Annotated in this window: 24 protein-coding genes; 17 read left to right on the top strand and 7 right to left on the bottom strand. The window is 55.3% G+C overall.

What is annotated here, in order from left to right; all coding sequences use genetic code 11:
• Positions 1-154: 154 nt before the first annotated feature.
• The 6 genes from aspS to ruvB all read left to right on the top strand — a co-directional run bounded on the left by aspS (position 155) and on the right by ruvB (position 5,667).
• Positions 155-1,936, top strand: a complete 1,782-nt coding sequence (aspS, locus tag RAC65_RS03335) for an aspartate--tRNA ligase (RefSeq protein WP_324030510.1) — start codon at positions 155-157, stop codon at positions 1,934-1,936.
• Positions 1,936-2,367: a dihydroneopterin triphosphate diphosphatase gene (gene nudB / locus RAC65_RS03330; protein WP_006120266.1), complete on the top strand. Its 432-nt coding sequence runs from the start codon at positions 1,936-1,938 to the stop codon at positions 2,365-2,367. The genes aspS and nudB overlap by 1 nt, the downstream gene beginning before the upstream one ends.
• Before the next feature lie 268 nt (positions 2,368-2,635).
• Complete coding sequence (locus RAC65_RS03325; RefSeq protein ID WP_205956508.1) at positions 2,636-3,379, top strand: YebC/PmpR family DNA-binding transcriptional regulator; 744 nt, start codon at positions 2,636-2,638, stop codon at positions 3,377-3,379.
• Between the two features lie 36 nt (positions 3,380-3,415).
• Positions 3,416-3,943 carry a crossover junction endodeoxyribonuclease RuvC gene (gene ruvC, locus RAC65_RS03320; RefSeq protein ID WP_033741979.1) on the top strand — a complete coding sequence of 176 codons (528 nt, stop codon included), beginning with the start codon at positions 3,416-3,418 and terminating at the stop codon, positions 3,941-3,943.
• A gap of 96 nt (positions 3,944-4,039) precedes the next feature.
• Positions 4,040-4,654 (top strand): Holliday junction branch migration protein RuvA, encoded by a 615-nt coding sequence (gene ruvA, locus RAC65_RS03315; RefSeq protein WP_006120270.1) that lies wholly within the window; start codon positions 4,040-4,042, stop codon positions 4,652-4,654.
• An 8-nt stretch (positions 4,655-4,662) separates the two neighbouring features.
• On the top strand, positions 4,663-5,667 hold the full coding sequence (gene ruvB / locus RAC65_RS03310; protein WP_006120271.1) for a Holliday junction branch migration DNA helicase RuvB: 1,005 nt from the start codon (positions 4,663-4,665) through the stop codon (positions 5,665-5,667).
• Here the strand turns inward: ruvB and znuB are convergent, their stop codons facing one another.
• A complete protein-coding gene (gene znuB / locus RAC65_RS03305; RefSeq protein WP_054633643.1) occupies positions 5,668-6,453 on the bottom strand; it encodes a zinc ABC transporter permease subunit ZnuB in 786 nt (261 codons plus the stop codon).
• Entirely contained in the window at positions 6,450-7,205 is a 756-nt protein-coding gene (gene znuC, locus RAC65_RS03300; RefSeq protein WP_375096346.1) for a zinc ABC transporter ATP-binding protein ZnuC, read from the bottom strand. The genes znuB and znuC overlap by 4 nt, the downstream gene beginning before the upstream one ends.
• Before the next feature lie 77 nt (positions 7,206-7,282).
• Between znuC and znuA the strand changes: the two genes are divergently transcribed.
• The 3 genes from znuA to lpxM all read left to right on the top strand — a co-directional run bounded on the left by znuA (position 7,283) and on the right by lpxM (position 10,664).
• A complete protein-coding gene (gene znuA / locus RAC65_RS03295; RefSeq protein ID WP_205950329.1) occupies positions 7,283-8,230 on the top strand; it encodes a zinc ABC transporter substrate-binding protein ZnuA in 948 nt (315 codons plus the stop codon).
• Positions 8,231-8,244: 14 nt separating this feature from the next.
• Positions 8,245-9,576, top strand: a complete 1,332-nt coding sequence (gene mepM / locus RAC65_RS03290; protein ID WP_325990767.1) for a murein DD-endopeptidase MepM — start codon at positions 8,245-8,247, stop codon at positions 9,574-9,576.
• Positions 9,577-9,689: 113 nt separating this feature from the next.
• Positions 9,690-10,664: a lauroyl-Kdo(2)-lipid IV(A) myristoyltransferase gene (lpxM, locus tag RAC65_RS03285; RefSeq protein WP_039343145.1), complete on the top strand. Its 975-nt coding sequence runs from the start codon at positions 9,690-9,692 to the stop codon at positions 10,662-10,664.
• A 28-nt stretch (positions 10,665-10,692) separates the two neighbouring features.
• Here the strand turns inward: lpxM and RAC65_RS03280 are convergent, their stop codons facing one another.
• On the bottom strand, positions 10,693-11,925 hold the full coding sequence (locus RAC65_RS03280) for an MFS transporter (RefSeq protein WP_054633646.1): 1,233 nt from the start codon (positions 11,923-11,925) through the stop codon (positions 10,693-10,695).
• Positions 11,926-12,009: 84 nt separating this feature from the next.
• Positions 12,010-13,452, bottom strand: coding sequence for a pyruvate kinase (gene pyk / locus RAC65_RS03275; RefSeq protein WP_375096345.1), 1,443 nt, complete (start codon positions 13,450-13,452; stop codon positions 12,010-12,012).
• An 803-nt stretch (positions 13,453-14,255) separates the two neighbouring features.
• Between pyk and zwf the strand changes: the two genes are divergently transcribed.
• Both zwf and RAC65_RS03265 read left to right on the top strand, forming a co-directional pair.
• Positions 14,256-15,731, top strand: coding sequence for a glucose-6-phosphate dehydrogenase (gene zwf, locus RAC65_RS03270; protein ID WP_006120280.1), 1,476 nt, complete (start codon positions 14,256-14,258; stop codon positions 15,729-15,731).
• A gap of 189 nt (positions 15,732-15,920) precedes the next feature.
• Positions 15,921-16,559, top strand: a complete 639-nt coding sequence (locus RAC65_RS03265) for a bifunctional 4-hydroxy-2-oxoglutarate aldolase/2-dehydro-3-deoxy-phosphogluconate aldolase (RefSeq protein ID WP_033741962.1) — start codon at positions 15,921-15,923, stop codon at positions 16,557-16,559.
• Positions 16,560-16,596: 37 nt separating this feature from the next.
• On the opposite strand, the gene purT is transcribed toward RAC65_RS03265, so the two are convergent.
• Positions 16,597-17,775 carry a formate-dependent phosphoribosylglycinamide formyltransferase gene (gene purT, locus RAC65_RS03260; RefSeq protein ID WP_039343220.1) on the bottom strand — a complete coding sequence of 393 codons (1,179 nt, stop codon included), beginning with the start codon at positions 17,773-17,775 and terminating at the stop codon, positions 16,597-16,599.
• A gap of 172 nt (positions 17,776-17,947) precedes the next feature.
• Here purT and RAC65_RS03255 point away from each other — a divergent pair, with 172 nt between their 5' ends.
• Together RAC65_RS03255 and RAC65_RS03250 are read left to right on the top strand one after the other, a co-directional pair.
• On the top strand, positions 17,948-18,592 hold the full coding sequence (locus RAC65_RS03255; RefSeq protein ID WP_375096344.1) for a tellurite resistance TerB family protein: 645 nt from the start codon (positions 17,948-17,950) through the stop codon (positions 18,590-18,592).
• 117 nt (positions 18,593-18,709) lie between these two features.
• Positions 18,710-20,782, top strand: a complete 2,073-nt coding sequence (locus RAC65_RS03250; protein WP_375096343.1) for a prolyl oligopeptidase family serine peptidase — start codon at positions 18,710-18,712, stop codon at positions 20,780-20,782.
• On the opposite strand, the gene exoX is transcribed toward RAC65_RS03250, so the two are convergent.
• A complete protein-coding gene (exoX, locus tag RAC65_RS03245; protein ID WP_039343143.1) occupies positions 20,766-21,434 on the bottom strand; it encodes an exodeoxyribonuclease X in 669 nt (222 codons plus the stop codon). The genes RAC65_RS03250 and exoX overlap by 17 nt on opposite strands.
• The gene (locus tag RAC65_RS03240) at positions 21,434-21,664 is read right to left on the bottom strand and encodes a DNA polymerase III subunit theta (RefSeq protein ID WP_006120290.1); all 231 of its coding nucleotides are present in this window, start codon (positions 21,662-21,664) and stop codon (positions 21,434-21,436) included. Before RAC65_RS03240 ends, exoX begins: the two co-directional genes overlap by 1 nt.
• A 150-nt stretch (positions 21,665-21,814) precedes the next feature.
• On the opposite strand from RAC65_RS03240, the gene copC reads away from it, so the two are divergent.
• The 4 genes from copC (at position 21,815) to RAC65_RS03220 (ending at position 24,261) form a co-directional block, all read left to right on the top strand.
• Positions 21,815-22,189, top strand: coding sequence for a copper homeostasis periplasmic binding protein CopC (gene copC / locus RAC65_RS03235; protein ID WP_375096342.1), 375 nt, complete (start codon positions 21,815-21,817; stop codon positions 22,187-22,189).
• Positions 22,190-22,193: 4 nt separating this feature from the next.
• The gene (copD, locus tag RAC65_RS03230; protein WP_033741956.1) at positions 22,194-23,069 is read left to right on the top strand and encodes a copper homeostasis membrane protein CopD; all 876 of its coding nucleotides are present in this window, start codon (positions 22,194-22,196) and stop codon (positions 23,067-23,069) included.
• A 28-nt stretch (positions 23,070-23,097) separates the two neighbouring features.
• Positions 23,098-23,445, top strand: coding sequence for a YebY family protein (locus RAC65_RS03225; protein ID WP_058708054.1), 348 nt, complete (start codon positions 23,098-23,100; stop codon positions 23,443-23,445).
• A gap of 357 nt (positions 23,446-23,802) precedes the next feature.
• Positions 23,803-24,261: an MEKHLA domain-containing protein gene (locus RAC65_RS03220; protein ID WP_375096341.1), complete on the top strand. Its 459-nt coding sequence runs from the start codon at positions 23,803-23,805 to the stop codon at positions 24,259-24,261.
• Positions 24,262-24,284: the final 23 nt, after the last annotated feature.

Raw genomic sequence — 24,284 nt, 5'->3', positions numbered from 1 at the left:
GAAAAGGGAACAGGAAATGCCGTGCTTTAGCGTGGCTCCACTTATCCTGTCAGCCTTTTTCCATTATAATAGCGGCCTTTTTTGCGACAGCACCTGATAAGGTTACGCGGCCTGGTGCTGTCTGCTGCAGCGGCGAAGTTAAAAGGATAGTGTTATGCGTACAGAGTATTGTGGACAGCTCAATCTGTCTCATGTGGGTCAGCAAGTTACGCTTTGCGGCTGGGTCAATCGCCGTCGCGATCTGGGAAGCCTGATCTTTATCGATATGCGCGACCGTGAAGGCATCGCCCAGGTGTTTTTCGATGCCGATCATCAAGAGGCGTTCCAGCTGGCATCTGAACTGCGTAACGAATTCTGTATCCAGATCACCGGTACCGTCCGTGCCCGTGACGAAAAGAACCGAAACAGCGACATGGCGACCGGCGACGTGGAAGTATTCGCCCACGCGCTGACCATCATCAACCGTGCTGACCCTCTGCCGCTGGATTCTAACCAGACCAACAGCGAAGAAGCGCGTCTGACGTATCGCTATCTGGACCTGCGTCGTCCGGAGATGGCGCAGCGTTTGAAAACCCGTGCGAAAATCACCAGCTTTGTGCGTCGCTTTATGGATAACGAAGGCTTTCTGGATATCGAAACGCCGATGCTGACTAAAGCAACGCCAGAAGGCGCGCGCGACTATCTGGTGCCCAGCCGTGTGCACAAAGGGAAGTTCTATGCGCTGCCGCAGTCACCGCAGTTGTTCAAGCAGCTGCTGATGATGTCCGGCTTCGACCGCTATTATCAGATCGTTAAGTGCTTCCGTGATGAAGACCTGCGTGCTGATCGTCAGCCAGAGTTTACCCAGATCGACGTTGAAACCTCCTTCATGACCGCCGAACAGGTGCGTGAGAAGATGGAGCGTCTGATTCGTGAGCTGTGGATGGACATCAAAGGGGTGGATCTGGGGGCGTTTCCACAGATGACCTTTGCCGAAGCCATGCATCGCTTTGGTTCGGATAAGCCTGACCTGCGCAACCCGATGGAGCTGGTGGACGTAGGCGGTCTGCTGAAAAGCGTCGAATTCCAGGTCTTCGCGGGTCCCGCTAATGACCCGAAAGGCCGCGTAGCTGCGCTGCGTGTGCCCGGCGGTGCGGCGCTGACGCGTAAGCAAATCGACGAATACGGCAAGTTTGTTGAAATCTACGGGGCCAAAGGGCTGGCGTGGATGAAGATTAACGAACGTGCCAACGGCTTCGAGGGCGTGCAGAGTCCGGTGGCCAAGTTCCTCAGTGCCGACATCGTGGAAGCGATACTGAACCGCACGGGCGCACAGGATGGCGACCTGATCTTCTTCGGTGCCGATCGCGCGAAAGTCGTGGCGGATGCGCTGGGTGCGCTGCGCCTGAAAGTCGGCCGCGATTTGCGGATCACCGACGAAAACGCCTGGGCACCGCTGTGGGTAATCGACTTCCCGATGTTTGAGGAAGATGAAGAGGGCGGTCTGGCTGCGATGCACCATCCGTTCACCTCACCGAAAGACATGACCGCAGAGGCGCTGGCCAGCGATCCGGTTCAGGCGGTGGCAAATGCCTACGACATGGTGATTAACGGCTACGAAGTGGGCGGCGGTTCCGTGCGTATTCACAACAGCAAAATGCAGCAGACGGTGTTCAGTATCCTCGGGATCACCGAAGAGGAGCAGCGCCTGAAGTTTGGCTTCCTGCTTGACGCGCTGAAATACGGTACACCACCGCACGCGGGCCTGGCGTTTGGTCTGGATCGTCTGACGATGCTGCTGACCGGCACCGATAACATTCGCGATGTTATCGCATTCCCGAAAACCACCGCCGCCGCGTGCATGATGACCGAAGCACCGAGCGAAGCCAATCCTGCCGCGTTGCTGGATCTGGGCATTCTGGTGGCGCCGAAGAAAGAAAAGTCAGAGAACAAGTAATGGGCAATAAACATCCGGTATCGGTGCTGGTGGTGATTTTTGCGCAAGATACTGGCCGGGTGTTAATGCTGCAGCGACGTGATGATGCCAGCTTCTGGCAGTCGGTCACAGGCAGCCTGGAAGTCGGGGAAACCCCGCGCCAGGCGGCCGAGCGTGAGGTGTCAGAGGAGCTGTCCATCAACATTGCGGACGAAAAGTTAGTGCTGGAAGACTGTCACAAACAGATCGAGTTTGAAATTTTCCCGCACTATCGCCACCGTTACGCACCGGGCATCACGCATAACCGTGAACACTGGTTCAGGCTGGCCTTACCCGCAGAGCGCGACCTGCTGCTCACCGAGCATCTTGCCGCGCGCTGGCTTGAGCCCGCCGCTGCTGCTGCCCTGACCAAGTCCTGGAGTAACCGCCAGGCGATTGAGGAATTTATCTGAATGCCTGCCGTAACGCGTTTTTCAGACGGCAGTAACGTTAAATTTCACGAATTCGACGAAGCTCATCCTTCGTTCCCTAAACCGGGTGCCGGTGATAAACCGGCGCCGTTAAAATTGAAGAGTCGGGCATCATCGGTATCGCGAAGCCGCGTCTGTCAGTGCAGTGCAACCGGAACGTTTATAACGACGTGAGGATGGCAGGCACTGTCGGGAGGCGGATCGTAAGTCAGATAGCCCGTGCGATTGTTAAGATCGGAGAATATGTAAGATGGCTGGACATAGTAAATGGGCGAATACCAAGCACCGCAAGGCTGCTCAGGATGCCAAGCGCGGTAAAATCTTTACCAAAATCATTCGCGAGCTGGTGACCGCCGCGAAACTGGGTGGGGGCGATCCCGGTTCTAACCCACGTTTACGTGCTGCCATGGACAAAGCGCTGTCTAATAACATGACACGCGATACCATGAACCGTGCGATTGCACGCGGTGTGGGCGGCGAAGATGATTCCAACATGGAAACCATCATCTATGAAGGTTACGGTCCGGGGGGATCGGCCATCATGATCGAGTGTCTGAGTGATAACCGAAACCGTACGGTGGGTGAAGTGCGTCATGCGTTCACCAAAACCGGCGGCAACCTGGGAACCGATGGCTCCGTGTCTTACCTGTTCAGCAAAAAAGGCGTGATTTCTTACGCGCCAGGCCAGGATGAAGATGCGGTGATGGAAGCCGCGCTGGAAGCCGGTGCAGAGGACGTGGTTACGTATGATGATGGCGCTATCGATGTCTTCACCGCCTGGGAAGAGATGGGCACCGTGCGCGATGCGCTGGAAGCCGCCGGTCTGAAAGCGGATACGGCGGAAGTTGCGATGATTCCGTCAACCAAAGCGGAAATGGATGCGGAAACCGCACCGAAACTGCTGCGTCTGATCGATATGCTGGAAGACTGCGACGACGTGCAGGAGGTTTACCACAACGGTGAGATCTCCGATGAGGTGGCGGAAACGCTGTAATGCTGTACCGCTTTCATCGCTGGCTGGAGACGCGTCATGTCTATTATCCTGGGGATTGACCCCGGTTCACGCGTCACCGGTTACGGGGTGATTCGTCAGACCGGCCGCCAGCTCACCTATCTGGGCAGCGGCTGTATCCGCACCAATACGACAGAATTGCCGGCGCGCCTGAAACTGATCTATGCTGGCGTTTGCGAAATTATCACGCAGTTTTCGCCTGATTTTTTCGCCATCGAGCAGGTGTTTATGGCGAAGAACGCCGACTCGGCGCTGAAGCTTGGCCAGGCGCGCGGTGCCGCCATCGTCGCGGCGGTAAACCATGACCTGCCGGTGTTCGAATATGCCGCACGTCAGGTGAAGCAGACGGTTGTCGGAACCGGCGGGGCAGAAAAAAGTCAGGTTCAGCATATGGTCAAATCTTTACTGAAGCTTGCAGCCAGTCCGCAGGCTGATGCCGCCGATGCGCTGGCTATCGCGATTACGCACTGCCATGTTGCACAGAATGCCGCGCGCATGAGTGAGAACACGCTGGTGCTGACCCGCGGCCGGCTGCGGCAGCGCTAACGGCAATCCCCGCAATATGCCCGTCAGGCTGGATATTCATCCAGCCTTTTTTATGGTATAAATTCCGCCACATACGTTGAATAAGGAAGGCATCAGGTGATAGGTCGTTTACGGGGAACCATTCTGGAAAAGCAGCCACCGCTGGTCCTGCTGGAGGCGCATGGCGTTGGTTATGAAGTCCATATGCCAATGACCTGTTTTTATGAACTGCCTGAGCTTAATCACGAAGCGATAATCTTTACGCAATTTGTGGTTCGTGAAGACGCGCAACTGCTGTTCGGCTTTAACAGCAAACAGGAACGTGCCCTGTTTCGTGAACTGATAAAAGTCAACGGCGTTGGGCCGAAACTGGCGCTCGCTATTCTGTCGGGCATGTCCGCTCAGCAGTTTGTCACGGCGGTGGAAAAAGAAGAGATTGCCGCTCTGGTCAAACTGCCGGGTGTGGGCAAGAAAACCGCCGAGCGTCTGGTTGTCGAGATGAAGGATCGCTTTAAAGGGATGCATGGCGATCTGTTTGGCGGTGACTCGGCCTTTACGCTGACCACGCCGGGCCCGGAACCCGAAACCAACGACGCCGAAGCGGAAGCGGTTGCAGCGCTGGTGTCCCTGGGTTATAAACCGCAGGAAGCGAGCCGCATGATCAGCAAAGTGGGTCGCCCTGACGCGGATTGTGAAACATTAATTCGCGAAGCGCTCCGCGCCGCTATTTGAGGTAATTCATGATTGAAGCCGATCGCCTGATCTCCGCCGCCAGCGTTAGCGAAGAAGAGAGCCTCGACCGCGCCATCCGGCCTAAGATGCTGACCGAGTATGTCGGCCAGCCGCAGGTGCGGGAGCAAATGGAAATTTTTATCAAAGCGGCCCAACTGCGTGGCGATGCGCTGGACCATTTGCTGATTTTTGGCCCACCCGGGCTGGGAAAAACCACCCTGGCGAACATTGTGGCTAATGAGATGGGCGTCAATCTGCGCACCACCTCCGGTCCGGTGCTGGAGAAAGCGGGCGATTTGGCGGCGATGCTGACCAACCTTGAGCCGCATGATGTGCTGTTTATTGATGAGATTCACCGCCTGTCACCGGTCGTTGAAGAAGTACTGTATCCGGCGATGGAAGACTATCAGCTGGATATCATGATTGGCGAAGGTCCGGCAGCGCGATCGATTAAGCTTGATCTGCCGCCGTTTACGCTGATTGGTGCCACTACGCGCGCGGGCTCACTGACGTCGCCCCTGCGAGATCGTTTTGGTATCGTGCAGCGGCTGGAATTCTATCAGGTGAAAGATTTGCAGCATATCGTCGGGCGCAGTGCCGCCTGTCTGGGCCTGGCGCTGAGCGAGGAGGGGGCCCTTGAAATCGCCCGTCGCTCTCGCGGCACGCCGCGTATTGCTAACCGACTGTTACGCCGGGTGCGTGATTTTGCAGAAGTGCGGGCAAACGGTAACTTAAGCGGCGAAGTCTCAGTGACCGCGCTGGACATGCTTAACGTTGACAGCGAAGGTTTCGACTATATGGATCGTAAACTGCTGCTGGCGATTATTGATAAATTCACCGGCGGGCCGGTGGGTCTGGATAACCTTGCGGCGGCGATTGGTGAAGAGCGGGAAACGATCGAAGATGTCATCGAGCCCTTCCTGATTCAGCAGGGCTTTATCCAACGTACACCGCGCGGCCGGATGGCCACGCAGCATGCTTACCGTCATTTCGGTATCACCAAAGAGGCGTAATCACAGCGCTGGTTTGCGCACCATACTGACGATAAACAGTATGGCTGCGCACAGCACCACAGACGGCCCCGCAGGCGTGTCATAGAACGCCGAGAAGGTTAACCCGCCGGTCACTGCCATTACCCCGATCAGCACCGCAATCGCGGCCATCATTTCCGGTGAACGTGCAAAGCGTCGCGCCGTCGCAGCCGGGATAATCAGCAGCGAGGTGATGATAAGCGCCCCGACAAATTTCATCGCCACGCCAATAGTCAGCGCGGTCACCAGCATCAGGATTAACCGGGTGCGTTGAATATTCACCCCGTCGACCTGCGCCAGTTCAGGGCTGATGGTCATCGACAGCAACGGGCGCCACTGCCAGGCCATGACCGCTAAAACACAACCTACGCCCGCAGCCATTGCCCCGAGATCGGCAGGGGTGACCGCCAGCAAATCGCCGAACAGGTAGGCCATCAAATCGACCCGCACATTCGACATCAGGCTGACGACCACCAGTCCCAGTGAAAGCGCACTGTGCGCCATGATGCCCAGCAAGGTATCTATGGCCAGATGCGGGCGGCGTTCCAGCCAGACCAGCCCCAGCGCCAGACAAACCGTCACCAGAATCACGGCATAATATGGATTTACATCCAGCATTAAACCAAACGCAACGCCCAGCAGTGAGGCATGGGCCAGCGTGTCGCCAAAGTAAGACATCTTGCGCCAGACGACAAACGAACCCAGAGGACCGGCAGCCAGCGCCAGCATGACGCCGCCCAGCCAGCCCGGTAGCAATAATTCAATCATAGTGGACCCGGTCCCTTGCGAAGTACGATACGTCCCTTTAAGTCGTGACGATGATTATGGTGATGACGATAGATAGCAAGTTCCTGCGCGCCGCGTGGCCCAAACATGGCAATAAATTCCGGATGCTGGGAGACAGCCTCGGGCGTGCCGGAACAGCAGATATGATGATTGAGGCACAGTACTTCGTCTGTCTTGGCCATGACCAGATGCAAATCATGAGAGACCATCAATACCGCACAGTTCAGCTCATGACGAAGCTGGTTAATCAAATCATAGAGCGCGACCTGACCATTGACGTCCACGCCCTGTGTCGGCTCATCCAGCACCAGCAACTGTGGCTGATTAAGCAGCGCACGCGCAAGCAGGACGCGCTGCATTTCGCCACCGGACAGTCTCTGCAGGGGAGAGGTCAGCAGGTGACCGGCCTGAACGCGTTTGAGCGCAGGCAGAATGTCCTGATGACGTGCGCCACGTGACAAACGCATAAAACGCTCGACAGTGACCGGTAACGTCGGATCGATGTGCAGTTTCTGAGGCACATAACCAATACGCAGGTTCGCACTGCGATGCACCTGACCGGATGAGGGCGCGAGCAGGCCGAGTACCACGCGCACCAGCGTCGATTTACCCGCGCCATTGGGACCCAGCAGCGTCAAAATTTTACCAGGATGAAGCGCCAGGCTCACGCCAGACAGGACGGTGCGTTGAGCAAACTGGATGGAGACATTTTCAAGTGTGACAAGTGATGGCATAAGATTTACAGGTTGCGCAGAATTTCGAATGTTATAATATCACATCCAATCTGTTGATGACGAAGGAATGACGCATTATGTTACATAATAAAAAAGGGGTGGGTTTTACCCTGGCTGCGCTTGCTTTTGCTACCGCCGTTGCTTTGCCCGCTCATGCCAATGTGGTGGCCTCCATTAAGCCTGTTGGCTTCATTGCCTCTGCGATTGCGGACGGGGTAACACCGGTGGAGGTCTTGCTGCCTGATGGCGCATCCGAACATGATTATGCCCTGCGTCCGTCTGATGTAAAACGCTTACAAAACGCGGACTTAGTGGTCTGGGTGGGACCAGAAATGGAAGCGTTTATGACCAAATCAGCCGCCGCCCTGCCAGAAAAAAAGAATCTAGAGATAGTACAAATTCCCGGCGTAAAAACGATGTTGCTGCGGGGCGATGAAGACGATGATCACGATGACCACGAGGCAGCAGAGCACGATCACGATGCAGAGCATCATCACCATCACGGTGAGTTTAATATGCACTTGTGGATGTCACCCGAAATCGCGCAAAAAACCGCGGTTGCAATCCATGAAAAATTATTGGAACTTATGCCGCAGGATAAAGCCAAACTTGACGCCAACCTGCAGCATTTTGAGGCAGAATTAGCGGACACAGATAAGCGCATTATCTCACAGCTTGCCCCCGTTAAAGATAAAGGGTATTTCGTTTTTCACGACGCTTACACGTACTTTGAAAAACACTACGGTCTCTCGCCCACCGGGCATTTTACCGTTAACCCAGAAATTCAACCGGGTGCACAGCGCTTACATCAAATTCGAACACAGTTGGTTGAGAAAAAGGCCGTTTGCGTCTTTGCTGAGCCACAATTCAGGCCGGCGGTCATCGATGCTGTTGCCCGTGGAACGCAGGTGCGTAAAGGCACGCTCGATCCACTGGGCACAGACATCAGCTTAGGAAAAGACAGCTATGTGAAATTCCTCTCACAGCTGTCGAGCCAGTATGAGACCTGCCTGAAAGGAGCATAGAGGAATAGTTTAACGTGCAGCAGATAGCCCGCTCTGTCGCCCTCGCATTTAATAATTTGCCGCGCCCCCACCGCGTTATGCTGGGATCGTTAACCGTTGTTACTCTGGCCGTCGCAGTCTGGCGGCCTTATGTTTACCATCCGAATGATGATGTTACGCCCATCGTCAAAGCCATTGAGTTAGACAAAAACGAGTTTCGCACACTGCTTCCTGAAGCCAGTGAACCTATCGATCAAACCACGCCCGAACCCGATGAAGAACTGCCTTCAGACGACGTCGATCAGGATGTCGCCGATACGGCAGGCTCGCACGATTACACCGTCTCCTCAGGCGACACGCTCAGCAGCGCACTGAACCAGTATGGCATCGACATGAGCGACATTAATGCGCTGGTGGCCAGCGATAAAGATCTGCGTAATTTGCAGGTCGGTCAGCAGCTCAGCTGGACGCTCAATGATGCCGGCGCACTGGATACCTTTACCTGGGAAATCTCGCGTCGTGAAACCCGCACCTATACGCGCACCGATAAAGGTGGCTTTAGCATGCAGTCGCAGATGCAAAAGGGTGAATGGCGCAACAGTGTGATTCAGGGCGAAGTCCGCGGCAGCTTCGCCGCCAGCGCTATGCGTGCCGGTTTAAGCAGTGCAGAGGCCAGCAGCGTGATCAAAGCCATGCAGTGGCAGATGGATTTTCGTAAGTTACGCGCGGGCGATAAATTCAGCGTGCTGATGTCGCGCGAAATGCTGGAAGGCAAGAGCGCGCAAAGCCAGCTACTGGGTGTGCGTTTGCGCAGCGGCGGCAAAGATTATTACGCGTTCCGGGCCGAAGACGGCAAATATTACGACCGCAGCGGTGCGGGCCTGGCGCGGGGCTTTATGCGTTTCCCCACCGTGAAACAGTACCGTGTCTCGTCGAACTTTAATCCGCGCCGTCTTAATCCGGTGACGGGCCGAATTGCTCCACACAAAGGTGTCGATTTCGCGCTGCCGGTTGGTACGCCTGTGCTGGCTGTGGGCGATGGCGAAGTCGTGGTGGCCAAAAACGGCGGTGCCGCCGGTAACTATGTGGCCATCCGTCACGGCCGTCAGTATATGACGCGTTACATGCACCTCAAAAAAGTGCTGGTGAAACCGGGGCAAAAGGTAAAGCGTGGCGATCGTATTGCGCTCTCCGGCAATACCGGCCGTTCAACCGGACCGCATCTGCATTTTGAGATCTGGATTAATAATCAGGCTGTTAATCCCCTGACGGCCAAGCTGCCGCGCATGGAAGGTCTGACGGGCAAAGATCGTTCGCAGTATCTTGCTCAGGTCAAAGGCTGGTTACCGCAGTTGGGGATGAAGTAAATACTTTGATAACGTCGACGGCATGGCCGTCGACTTTTTTATCTCTGGCGCAGGATGATTGCAAATTTACTCGTCGCCACTATCATTAGCCCGTCATTGATTGAGGCGAGTGCATGGAAACCCGTAAAAAAAATAACATTGAATTTATTCCCGTTTTTGAACGTTCTTTTTTAAAGCCAAAATACTGGGGCAGCTGGCTGGCCATTGGCGCGCTGGCGGGTATTGCATTGATGCCGCCTCGCGTGCGCGATCCGCTTCTGGGAGGGCTCGGCAAGTTTGCTGGTAAGCTGGCGAAGGGCGCGCGTCGCCGTGCGCTCATCAATCTCTATTACTGCCTGCCTGAATTAAGCGAATCTCAGCGTGACGCGATCGTCGATCAGATGTTTGCCACCGCACCGCAAGCCATGGCCATGATGGCCGAGCTGGGTATGCGCGATCCGGCACAGATCCGACAGCGGGTTGAGTGGCACGGTCGGGAAATCATTGATCAACTGCAGGCCGACAAGCAGAACGTGATTTTTCTGGTGCCGCATGGCTGGGCTGTGGACATTCCGGCCATGCTGCTGGCCTCAGAGGGACAGATGATGGCCGCGATGTTCCATAACCAGAGCGATCCGCTGGTGGACTATGTCTGGAACCGTGTCCGCCGTCGTTTTGGTGGTCGTATGCATGCGCGCAACGATGGCATTAAGCCGTTTATCAGTTCGGTCCGTCAGGGCTACTGGGGCTATTATCTGCCTGACCAGGATCACGGGCCGGAACACAGTGAGTTTGTCGACTTCTTTGCCACTTACAAAGCTACCTTACCCGCCGTTGGCCGGTTGATGAAAGTCTGTCGCGCCCGCGTCGTGCCGCTGTTTCCGGTGTATAACGGAGCAAGGCATAAGCTGGAAATTTACGTTCGTCCGCCGATGGATGACTTACTCGAAGCGGATGACCGTCAACTGGCGCGGCGGATGAATGAAGAGGTAGAAGTGTTTGTGCGTCCGCATCCGGAACAATATACCTGGATACTGAAACTGCTTAAAACCCGCAAAGCGGGTGATGTCGAACCCTACTCGCGAGACGAGCTTTATCCTCGTAAATAAAGAAAGGCCGCATGGCGGCCTTTCTGATTTAGACGGGCGTTACTTTGGCGTGACGCCTGCGTTCCCGCAGAAACATCAGCACCAGGCCAAACCACAGGACACCACTGATAAAGTTGATCAGGCTAAACCAGATTACCCCACCGCTAAAATAGAAGTGCTTCGCCAACTCAATGCCGGCAGCCAGCGTCAAAATGCTGATCATGCCCAGCATGGCCGCGACGCTGCCTTTACCTTCATCGCTGGCATAGAGCGTCAGCCGGTAAAGTCCGGCATTCACCATCCCGCCGCCGAACGCGTACAGGCTTAATCCTGCGGTGATCAACAAATAGCTGTGTGTGTTTATCAGCGTGGCAAATAAAGCAAGGCTTAACCCGAGTAATATGGGCCAGGCGGCAAATTTCACGGGTTGCTCAATCGGCATCCGGCCAACCAGTTTGCTCAGGGTCAGGTTACCGGCAATCATTGCCATAAATACCGGCAGCTGGAGCAGGGCGTACTCCATTCGTGAAAGTCCTTCATCACGCATCAGGATGACCGGGGACAGGGCTACCCAGGTCAGAATGGGAATGAAAACCAGTCCGATGGCAAAGGACCCAAACATCACCTGACGATCTTTTATCAGTCGGCCATAATTGCGCGCCAGCACCGGCAGCGCAATGGACTGGTGACGATCGCCGGCGGTTTCAGGCATGACCCGCCAGAGTACGATAAACGCCACGGCGCTGCAGGCGGCAAACAGCCAGAACATACTGCGCCAGCTTCCGACCGTGAGCCAGGCGGCGCCGGCCAGAGGCCCGGCGAGCGGTGCCAGCAGGGCGACATTCGCCATCAGCGCCATAATGCGCACGGCCAGTGCTTCCTCGAACGCTTCCTGAATGGCTGCATAGCCGACCGCACCAATAAAACACAGGCTAATTCCCTGCAGGAAACGCAGACTGACGAACTGCTCAATGTCGCTGACCCAGGTAGTCAGAATACAGGCGGCGGCAAAAAACAGAATGCCGGACAGCAGCACAGGCCTGCGGCCATATTTATCGGACAACGGGCCAAGCAGCCATTGTAAAACCACGCCACCCAGTAAATAGGCCGTGAGAGAGGTGGAAACCCACTGATCGCCTACGTCGAATTCGGCGGTGACCAGCAACATGCCGGGTTGGATCATATCGTGAGCAATATAGGTGGCGAACTCATAAAGCACCATCGCCAGCGGAAACAGCATCACGCGTCCGGTCAACTGGCGGATGGGTTGATAACGGGCCATCTGGCCTCCTTATGAAAAAACAAAAAACGCGACTGCAAGGCAGCCGCGTTTAAATGGTAATACAGATGTGTATGAAAAGCGGTATTAATCGACGCGCAGCACCCGGCCGGTGTTAGTCGTGCCGGTTGCCCCCATCACATCCCCTTGCGTGACGACTACTAAATCACCGGAGACGAGGAAGCCTTTGTCACGCAGCAGATTAACGGCGTCATGGGCGGTGGCCACGCCTTCGTTATCGCTGTCGAAAAACACGGGCGTCACGCCGCGATACAGCGCGGTGATATTCAGCGTACGTTCGTGGCGCGACATGGCAAAGATCGGCAAACCTGATGTGATACGTGAGGTCATCAATGGCGTACGACCGGATTCCGTCATGGTAATAATGGCGGTCACGCCCTGCAGGTGATTCGCCGTGTACATGGCTGACATGGCGATCGCTTCTTCGATATTATCGAACTGCACATCCAGACGGTGTTTAGAGACATTCACGCTTGGGATTTTCTCGGCACCCAGACAGACTTTTGCCATGGCGGCAACGGTCTCCGCCGGATACTGACCGGCAGCGGTTTCGGCTGACAGCATTACCGCATCGGTGCCGTCCAGCACGGCGTTGGCGACGTCCATGACTTCAGCGCGCGTCGGCATAGGATTGGTGATCATTGATTCCATCATCTGTGTCGCGGTGATGATGGTACGGTTCAACTGGCGCGCACGGCGTATAAGGGCTTTCTGAATCCCGACCAGTTCCGGATCGCCAATTTCCACGCCCAGGTCGCCACGGGCAACCATCACCACGTCAGAGGCCAGAATGATGTCATCCATGGCTTCCTGCGAGGCGACCGCTTCGGCACGTTCTACTTTCGCGACCATTAACGCGTCACAGCCCGCATCGCGCGCCAGACGGCGGGCATAGTGCATATCCTCACCACAACGCGGAAAGGATACCGCCAGATAGTCCACGTTGATTTTGGCGGCCGTGATAATATCGGCTTTGTCTTTCTCCGTCAGGGCTTCAGCCGACAGGCCTCCGCCCAGTTTGTTGATGCCTTTATTGTTAGAAAGCGGGCCACCTACTGTCACTTCGGTAAACACTTTGACGCACTGAACCTCCAGCACCTTCAGCTGGACGCGACCATCATCCAGCAGCAGGATATCGCCGGGTACCACATCCTCGGGCAGACCTTTATAGTCAATGCCGACGCGTTCTTTATCGCCTTCGCCTTTGCCCAGCGCCGCATCAAGCAGGAACCGGTCGCCCACGTTCAGGAAGACTTTACCTTCTTTAAAGGTGGATACACGAATTTTAGGGCCTTGCAAATCGCCCAGAATGGCCACATGTCGACCGAGTTTTGCCGCAATCTGACGCACTTTATCGGCACGCATCTGGTGATCTTCGGGCGTACCGTGTGAAAAGTTAAGACGCACAACGTTGGCACCAGCAGCAATGATTTTTTCGAGATTGTTGTCGCGGTCAGTGGCTGGGCCGAGAGTGGTTACGATCTTGGTTCTTCTTAAACGTCGGGACATAGAGATTCCTTTGAATTTTGGAACTGAGCTGAATCGTTACTTTTTAAGGTATTAGCCCGTCAGATACTGATTACCACACAGAGGTATTATTATACATTCGAGTGTGTCAGAACTGTGGCACTGCGCCCGGAAGACGTCCAGTAAAGGCGCTTTTGTCAGATACAATACTGAGACTCACCGAGGAAGTCATCCCCCCTTCGACGCTAGCGCCAGCTTAATTGACCAGACGCAAGTGACGCAGCCATTCTGCGTGTCACAACGCGGCAGGCTGAACAGCCCGTTCATCTGTATCGTATTTACAGCCGGGCCGCGCGTAACAGACCAGGCTGTTGCGGTCGTTCGTTTGCCGGTGGGGAAGGCATCGTCTGTTGTTTGGCCCACGAAGCCGGTGTAAACAGCGAAAAGCGTAAAGCGGCAAGTGTTGCACCGGCGCATTATCCCGACCAGATAGGGAGTAAATATCTGTTAGAATGGATAAATGCTGAGATGAAAGGCAATGCTGCCGGGGTGACCCTGTAGAATCAGCCGCGGGGCAAGGTCTGATAAGTCTGCTGGCCCTTTTTTTGCCATAATCAGCGTCGCACTGGCTGCAGCCAGACAATTTTTGACACAGAAAAATAAGCGAAAGCGCACGGGTCAACCTACCACAGACGCGAATTACGCGCAGAGTAAGTAGGGTGACGCCGCGGGCTGGTTTACCTGGCCTGGGGAAAAAAGTACATTGTGCTGAAAGTAAATAACAACATGGACCCGGTGCTCAGGATGCATCGCCACCGGGACTATCCTGCAACGAGGAGAGGAAAATGGCGGTAACACAAATAGCCCAGGCATGCGATCTGGTAATTTTCGGCGCCAAAGGCGATCTCGCCCGTCGTAAACTGTTGCCCTCGCTGTATCAGTTAGAGAAAGCGGGTCAGATTCATGAAGAAACCCGCATTATCGGCGTTGGCCGTGCAGAGTGGGATAAAGCTGAATACACCAAAGTGGTGCGTGAGGCGTTAGAAACCTTCATGAAGGAAAAGATTGACGAAGCGCTCTGGGATAAGCTCAGTAACCGTCTCGATTTCTGTAACCTTGATGTCAACGATACTTCGCATTTCCCAAGACTGGGTAAGATGCTGGATCAGAAAAACCGCACCACGATTAACTATTTCGCCATGCCGCCCAGCACCTTCGGGGCCATTTGTCAGGGCCTCGGCATGGCCAAGCTCAATGCGAAACCGGCGCGCGTGGTGATGGAAAAACCGCTCGGCACGTCGCTGGAAACGTCAAAAGAAATCAACGATAGCGTAGGCGAGTATTTCGATGAGAGTCAGGTGTTCCGTATTGACCACTATCTGGGGAAAGAAACGGTTCTGAACCTGCTTGCGCTGCGTTTCGCAAACTCCATCTTCGTGAACAACTGGGATAACCGCACCATCGATCACGTGCAGATTACCGTGGCTGAAGAGGTGGGCATTGAAGGCCGTTGGGGTTACTTCGATAAAGCCGGACAGATGCGCGATATGATCCAGAACCACCTGTTACAGGTGCTGACCATGATTGCAATGTCTCCGCCTTCCGATCTCAGTGCCGACAGCATTCGCGATGAGAAAGTGAAAGTGCTGCGTTCGCTGCGTCCTATCGATCAGACGAACGTCCGTGAGAAAACGGTGCGGGGTCAATACACCGCCGGCTTTGTGCAGGGCAAAAAAGTCCCCGGCTACCTGGAAGAAGAGGGCGCCAACAAAACCAGCTCTACGGAAACCTTTGTGGCCATTCGCGTCGATATCGACAACTGGCGCTGGGCGGGCGTGCCCTTCTATCTGCGCACCGGTAAGCGTTTGCCGACCAAGTGTTCTGAAGTCGTGGTGTACTTCAAAAACCCGGAGATGAACCTGTTTAAAGACTCTTACTCCGAGTTACCGCAGAACAAACTGACGATCCGTCTGCAGCCGGATGAAGGGGTGGACATTGAGATCCTGAACAAGGTGCCGGGTCTGGATCACAAACACAAACTGCAGACGACCAAGCTGGATCTGAGCTACTCAGAAACCTTTAACCAGTCTCATCTGGCGGATGCGTACGAGCGTTTACTGCTGGAATCGATGCGCGGCATTCAGGCACTGTTCGTGCGCCGTGACGAGGTGGAAGCCGCCTGGACATACGTTGACTCCATCATCAACGCCTGGGCCGCAGATGGTGATTCCTCCAAACCTTATCAGGCCGGCACCTGGGGACCGGTGGCGTCCGTCGCGATGATCACGCGAGACGGTCGTTCCTGGAATGAATTCGAATAATCCCTTCCCAGCCCGCATAATGCGGGCTTTTTTTTGCACCACCTCTCAAAAATGAACTGCTGTTTTAAAAATTTTATCCGTTGATGGACGGTGAAACGGAGAATCCTGTATGGTAGTCGTGCTGTTAACCGGACTGGCGCTGTAAAGGCTTCGGCGCAGTGATCACAATGTTATTTACCAGGGGAAGTGATGAAAAACTGGAAAACGAGTGCAGAACAGATTCTGAAAACCGGACCGGTCGTGCCGGTAATCGTGGTTAACAAGCTGGAACATGCGGTTCCCATGGCTCAGGCGCTGGTCGCCGGCGGCGTCAGGGTGCTGGAAGTGACCTTACGCACGCCCGTGGCGATGGATGCCTTACGCGCCATTATCAAACAGGTGCCAGAGGCTATTGTCGGTGCGGGAACGGTGCTGAACACACAGCAGCTCCAGGAAGTGACGGAAGCGGGCGCACAGTTTGTAATCAGCCCTGGTATCACCGAGTCCTTACTCAAGGCCGCCGTTGAAGGGCCAGTTCCGCTTATTCCCGGCATCAGCACGGTGTCAGAATTAATGACCGGCATGGATTACGGTCTGCGAGAGTTTAAATTTTTCCCGGCCGAAGCCAACGGCGGGGTAAAAGCGCTACAGGCCATCGGTGGGCCTTTCCCTCAGGTGCGTTTCTGTCCGACGGGCGGTATCTCACCAGCGAATTACCGTGATTATCTGGCGCTGAAAAGCGTACTTTGTATCGGCGGCTCCTGGCTGGTGCCGAACGAGGCGCTGGAAGCAGGGGACTGGCAGCGTATTACGCAACTGGCCAGCGAGGCCGTCGCGGGGGCCCGCTAACGGGCAGACGGTGAGCCCACAGGCTCACCGCACTCACTTAACCCTGAACGCTGACGGCAGCCGCACTGGCTACCGCGCGCGCAACAGCCTCTTCCGTTGTCTCGGCGCAGGCCAGAGCAACACCTAAACGACGCTGACCTTCAATTTCGGGCTTGCCAAACAGGCGCAACTGCAAACCCGCCCCCAGTGCTGCTTCTACATTCGCAAACCGGACATTCTGGCTGGTTAACTGCGGCAGAATAACGGCTGAAGCAGAAGGGCCGTACTGGCGAATGGCCCCTACAGGCAGCCCCAGGAACGCGCGGACATGCAGGGCGAATTCTGACAGATCCTGCGAGATCAGCGTCACCATGCCGGTGTCGTGCGGACGCGGAGAGACTTCACTGAATACCACTTCGTCGCCGCATACAAACAGCTCCACACCAAATAATCCATAGCCACCCAGTGCGTTGACCACGGTTTCCGCGATATGCTGGGCACGCTGTAGCGCCAGGTCGCTCATCTGCTGCGGCTGCCATGACTCACGGTAATCGCCGTCTTCCTGGCGATGACCGATAGGGGCGCAGAAATGAATGCCGTCAACGGCCCTGATGGTCAGCAGGGTGATTTCAAAATCAAACTTCACCACGCCTTCAACGATAACGCGTCCCGCCCCGGCGCGACCGCCCTGTTGCGCATAATCCCAGGCCTTATCCAGCTGGCTGGCATCGCGAATAAAACTCTGGCCTTTGCCGGATGAACTCATAACGGGTTTGACGATGCAGGGAAAACCAATCCCGGCGGCGGCAGCGACAAAATTTTCTTTGCTGTCGGCAAAGCGGTAGGTTGAAGTGGGCAGCGCCAGCTCCTCTGCTGCCAGACGACGAATGCCTTCGCGGTTCATGGTGAGGCGGGCAGCGCGGGCAGTGGGCACGACGCGCTGACCTTGCTGCTCCAGCTCCAGCAGTTTCTCTGTTGCGATGGCTTCAATCTCAGGCACCACGAAGTCTGGTTTCTCCTGGGCAATAACGGCGGCCAGTGCGTCGCCGTCCAGCATATTTATCACATGGCTACGGTGCGCTACATGCATCGCAGGCGCATTGGCGTAGCGGTCAACCGCAATCACTTCCACACCCAGACGCTGACATTCCAGCGCGACTTCTTTGCCCAGTTCTCCTGAGCCTAACAGCATGACGCGCGTGGCAGCAGGGCGTAGCGCAGTTCCGAGAGTCGTCATCATTTCACCTAAGCAGTCAACCAGTCAAAATTCGCGCGCAGTATAAACGAAAACGTTTGCGTTCTCACCCCTTGCGCACATTTCATCTCGTTTGCGCTACTTTTCCTGCTCTGACGTTTCCTGACATCTTTTTGGTAATGATGATGTTTCTGGATGGTAACGGGAGTAAATAATGAATAACTGGCTGCAACAGATTCAATCAGTACTGGCAAAAAAGAGCGGTGACGGCAAATCCGGCGGCGGGCTGAGTGAGATGCTGGCCCCCGGTGCGCTGGGTGGCCTGGCGGGATTGCTGGTGGCCAGTAAATCATCACGCAAGCTGTTAACTAAATATGGCGGCAAAGCCTTAATCATCGGCGGCGGGGCAGCAGCGGGCGCGGTGTTGTGGAACAAATACAAACAGCGGGTGCGTGAAACCCATCAGGACGAACCGGGTTTTGGTGAGTTACAGACGCCGGTTGATCAGCGCGCAGAACGACTGGTCACGGCCTTGGTGTTTGCCGCCAAAAGCGACGGGCATATTGATGACCGTGAACGTGCGGCGATTGAGCAGAACATTCATCAGGCAGGCTATGGTCAGGATGCGGAGAAACTGATCCAGCAGGCCATGCAGCGGCCGCTGGACCCCGAATGGCTGGCGGCGGATGTTAAAAATGAAGAAGAAGCACTGGAACTCTATTTTCTCAGCTGTGCCGCCATTGATGTCGACCATTTTATGGAGCGCAGCTACCTGTTGGCACTGGGCGACGCGCTAAAAATTCCGCAGGATGTCCGAAAAGGTATCCAGCAGGATATTGATCAGCAGAAGGCCAGTTAACCCATGTCCGGGCCCGTAACAGGGCCCTGAACACGCTCACACTCACTATCCCTGACTTGGCATCTGAAGACATTAGTGCCACCCTTAATGTTGATGATGTTCAGCAGGATGGATGATATGAAAGCACCTGACGCGAAAAAAATACCTTACGAGATGTCCCTGCATGGCGAGACGCGGGTCGATAACTACTACTGGTTGCGCGATGACAAACGCGAAAACAGCGATGTGCTGGACTACCTGCGTGCTGAGAACAACTATGGTCAGAAAATCATGGCGTCACAGGAGCCATTACAAAACCGTATTCTCCACGAGATCATTGACCGACTGCCGCCTCAGGACCATTCCGTTCCCTACGTAAAAAATGGCTACCGCTACCAAAGCCGTTATGAAAGTGGTAACGAATATGCCGCCTATTACCGGCAGCCTGCCAGTTATCAGGAAACTGATGAATGGACGTTGCTGCTGGATGCCAATCAGCGGGCTTCGCACAGTGATTTTTATACTATGGGCGCGCTGCATATCAGCCCGGACAATCAGGTCATGGCCCTGGCAGAAGATTTCCTTTCCCGCCGCCAGTACGGCATTCGCTTTCGCAATCTGGAAAACGGGAGCTGGTATCCTGAGGTGCTGAATGATGCCTCTTCCAGCTTTGCCTGGGCGAATGATTCACTCACGCTCTACTATGTGCGCAAGCATCCGCAAACGTTGCTGTCTTACCAGCTCTGGCGGCATGAACTGGGTACGCCACAAAGCGATGACCAACTGGTTTATGAAGAAAAGGATGATACGTTTCACCTCAGCATTCATAAAACCACCTCAAAACAGTTCATCCTGATCGTACTGGACAGTACCAATACCAGTGAAATTCAGCTGCTGGACGCCGATTTGCCGGACGCCCTTCCACAGGTCTTTCTGCCACGGCGACGCGATCACGAGTACAGCCTCGACCACTATGACTTTACGTTTTTTATACGCTCAAACCGTGAAGGCAAAAACTTTGGCCTGTACCGCACGCGTTACCTCGACGAATCGCGTTGGGAAACCGTGATCCCCGCGCGTGACCATGTGGTGATGGAAGACTTTCAGCTCTTCCGTGACTGGCTGGTTGTCGAGGAACGCCAGCGCGGCCTCACCAGCCTGCGGCAAATGAACTGGCACACGGGCGAAACCAGCGGTATCGCATTTGACGATCCTACGTACGTAACCTGGCTGGCTTACAACCCCACGCCACGCACCAGTAAACTGCGCTATGGCTACTCCTCCATGACCACGCCTGCCACGCTGTTCGAACTGGATATGGACACGGGTGAACGCCGTATTTTAAAGCAGAGCAGCGTCAAAGACTTCAATCCGGATGAGTACAAAAGCGAACATCACTGGATTACCGTGACTGACGGCACCGAAGTGCCGGTCTCGCTGGTCTATAACCGCAAGTATTATCAGAAGGGACAGAACCCGATGCTGGTTTACGGTTATGGTGCCTATGGCAGCAGCATGGATGCGGACTTTAGCGTCAGCCGGCTGAGTTTGCTGGATCGCGGTTTTGTCTATGCACTTGTGCATGTGCGTGGCGGCGGTGAGCTGGGGCAACAATGGTATGACGGCGGTCGCCTGCTTAACAAGATGAACAGTTTTACCGATTTTATTGACGTTACCCATGAACTGGTGGCAAGGGGTTTCGGGCACCCGGACCGGCTTTATGCCATGGGCGGCAGTGCGGGCGGACTGCTGATGGGGGCGGTCATTAATCTCGCACCGACCCTGTATCACGGCGTCGTTGCGCAGGTGCCGTTTGTCGATGTGTTAACCACCATGCTTGATGAATCAATTCCGCTGACCACGGGCGAGTATGATGAATGGGGCAACCCAAATGAGGCGAAGTATTACCACGCTATTCGTCAGTACAGCCCGTACGACAATATTGACGCCCGGCCCTGTCCTCATCTGCTGGTTACCACAGGCCTGCACGATTCACAGGTGCAGTACTGGGAACCGGCGAAATGGGTCGCAAAACTGCGTGAACATAAAACGGATGACACACTGCTCCTGCTCTGTACCGATATGGACTCAGGGCACGGGGGCAAGTCAGGGCGTTATAAAGCCTACGAAGGCGTCGCGCTGGAGCTGACCTTTATCATTGCACTGGCCCAGGGCAGTCTGCCCCCGCCTGACCTCAGGGAAGCTGACTGAGATATTTACGCAGCGCCTGTCGCAATGGCGGGCGCAAATCTTTAACGTTCTCAAGCATCCATTTCAGGTAACCCGGATCTTTGCGGGCAATGACGGCCAGCGCCTGGCCGCGATACTTACCAAACGGCAGTACATCATCGCGCTGGGCGGCAGGCTGAGAGCGCTGGCTCATTTCAGCGGCGCTCCAGCCAGACAGGTCCATAATGCGGATCAACAGGGCCGCCGTAACATAGCAGTCGTAAAGTGCGCGGTGAGCATGTAAATCTGCGGGCGGCGTCACTTCCAGCTTCAGACTGTGCCGCAGCGCCTGATTCCCGTATTTGATCCCTGGCCACAGCTGGCGTGCCAGCGTCATGGTGCAGATCCAGTCGCCGGCCATCTCAGGCAACATCCGGCGGTCGAAGCTGGCATTGTGCGCGACATAATATGCACTGCCGTGGTAGCGCGTAATGGCATCTTCAATCGGCGGCTTACCCAGCACCATCGCTTCAGTGATGCGATGAACGGCCATCGCCTGGCGGCTGATAGGGCGGTCGGGTGAAACCAAATCGCTCATAGGATTGACGATCTGGCCGTCAATCACATCCACGGATGCCACTTCGACAACGCCGCCTTGCAGCCCGCAGGTTTCTGTATCAATGACACGTAACATTATTTCTGTTTAGGCTCGTAGGGCAGGCGGGACAGATTCAGAGAGGCCTGGCGATAGTGCATCAAGCGCTGACGAAACCAGTCGCGCAGGGCTTCGGGTTGTTCACTGGCCACCATTTCAGCCACCACAGGCATGTTATAGCGTTCTTTAAATGCAACGCCTGCCGCCGCCAGATCAACGTTGACTTTGTCTTTCTCTTCCTGCGACAGCAAGGCAAGGTTATGACTCATGATATTCTCCTGATATGCGTGCGCAAAAGTAATGTTTTCCTCCGCCATACGCAAGGTAAAGGATAGCATTGCTGGCCTCGACAGTTAAATTGCAGCGGCGTATTCTTGCGCCACGTTTATGGCCTTACCAGGCGTTAACAGGATGATGTTATGAAGAAAACATTACTTTCGCATGGCGCAATGATCGCGTTTGCGACCTCGACACTGGCTTTTAGTCCGTTCGCGCTGGCGCACGCGCATCTTACGTCCTCTGTCCCCGCCGCAAAAGCCGAAATATCGCCCGCGCCGCAGCAGATAACCCTGAATTTTACGGAAGATGTTGAGCCCGCGTTCAGCGGCGTTAAGGTGGTGGATGCTCAGCATAAAACGATTGCGGGCAAGATCAGCCGCGATAAAGCCCGGCATAACCAGTTACGGGTTAACTTCGCCCAGCGGCTGACTCAGGGCGCGTATCAGGTAAACTGGCATGTGCTGTCCGTGGACGGGCATAAAACAAACGGAAACTATACGTTCACCGTGAAGTAATCCTGTGACGACACTGTGGGTAGTGCTGCGGGCACTGCATTTTACGGCGGTTATAGTACTGGTCGGCAGCCATTTTTGTACGACGCTGCTGGCGCCCGTTTCGTTACGGGCGGCGCTGATATCGCGCCTGTCACGCCTGATGACAGGCAGTGCAATCCTGGCACTCCTGACTGCGCTGTGTATGCTGGCCGCGCAGACGGCATTGATGAGTGGCGACTGGCACAACCTGGCCGTGCCGGACGTATGGATGGCGGTGCTGTCTACACACTGGGGCGCGGTGTGGCAATGGCAACTCCTCTTTTCGTTGTGCAGCGTAGCCGCTATCCTGATGCGTGACCCGCAGCGGCAGTGGATCGGGTGGCTGACCAGTCTGCTACAGTGTGGTTGTCTGGCGCTCATCGGCCATGCCGCGATGCGGGAGGGGCTGGCTGGCATCGCGCAACAAGGTAATCACGTTGTACATCTGATCGCCGCATCTTTTTGGACGGGTGGCCTGGTGCCGTTACTGGTGTTGATGCAGATGGCACGGAACATTGCCTTCCGAACCACCGCAATCCGCACGATGATGCGTTTTTCCCGCTACGGGCATCTGGCTGTGGCCCTGACGCTGGTCACCGGACTGGTAAACAGCCTGCTGATTGCAGGCTGGCCGGGTGACTGGTCGCTTAACCGTTATGTTGTACTGTTGCTCTGTAAAGTCGCGCTGGTGGGCCTTATGGTGATGATTGCGCTCTGGAACCGCTACCGATTAGTTCCGCGTTTTCATGTCGCTGGCCTGGGCGCACAGCAGCAGTTTATTCGCATGACTCAGCTGGAAATTGTGCTGGCATGCGGCGTAGTGGGGTTGGTGAGTGTGTTTGCTACGCTGTCGCCAACCTGAAATGACCGACATTCAAGAAAGGAAGGTTATGTTGCTGAAAAAAGCGATCCCTGCATTGCTGTTATTCACACTGGCTGGCCAGGCGCTGGCGGCACAAATTATCACCGTCAGCCGCTTCGAAATTGGCAAAGAGAAGTGGCCCTTTAACCGGGAAGAAGTGATGTTAACCTGCGAGAAAGACGGCGCGCTGTTTGCGATTAACCCCAGCACGCTGATGCAGTATCCCCTGAACGACAAAGCGGATGCGCAGTTCAAGGCCGGTCAGGTTAAAGCGCAGCCGATCAGCGTGATTCAGGCTCCGGATAAAGCCCATCCGGATCAGATGATGAGTCTGCAGCCCATCGTCGATCGTGCTCAGGCGCTGTGCGCGAAATAACACGCGATACGGCAGGGTTGTCAGCAAAATTGTTTAGCCGATCACAAACCTGTCGGTTTTTTGCACAGCGCCGCTGCGCTGGCTGGAAAATCTCCTGTCTTGGCCTACGCTTTACAGGCAAGGCGAAAGCCTGAACGAATGCCAACTTTTAGCGCACGGCTCCTTGAGAGCCCTTTCCCTGGACCGAATACCTGGAATAGTGTTCGGTCTTTTTTTATACCCGACGCGTCTTAATATCCATCCCGGCCGCAAAACAGCCAAAACGCACCTGGCGCTGTCATCTTCCCGCCCTTGATCTCCCCCCGTAATCCCGCCACATTAGCGTTTCGCATTCTGATTTTCGTTACGGAGAGAAGCATGTCGTCTGAACAGCAAATCGCCTTACTGAAACGCATTGATGACCGCTACCGGATGCTGACCGGCAACGGATTATACTGTCCTGAGCACGTAGCCGATCGTTACCGCTGGCTCCACGAGGATGCGCCGTACAGTATTCTCGCGCATAACCGTGAGGCCGATCCGGTTTTTGTCTATGCCAACCGCTGTGCGCTGGATTGTTTTCACTACAGCCTGGCGGAGATGCTGCAACTGCCCTCACGGCTCAGCGCCGGGCCTGTCGACAGGGCGGAGCGGCAGCGTTTGCTGGACAGCGTGAGGCGCAATGGCATCGCCACAGGTTATAGTGGCCCGCGCGTCAATAAACAGGGTGAGACCTTCACCATCTACGAGGGTGAAGTCTGGCAGTCAGAAGAACACGAAGCGGACTGGGGGCAGGCCGCCTTGTTCTGGCCTCGTCCCCGTCAGTCGAGAAAGTAAAATAACGTCGTGCCACGTCATAC

The sequence above is a fragment of the Pantoea sp. BS_8 genome, assembly GCF_041954965.1.
Taxonomy (GTDB): domain Bacteria; phylum Pseudomonadota; class Gammaproteobacteria; order Enterobacterales; family Enterobacteriaceae; genus Pantoea; species Pantoea stewartii.
The sequence above is the reverse complement of the archived record's forward strand: the minus strand, read 5'-3'. Positions and strand labels throughout refer to the sequence as shown.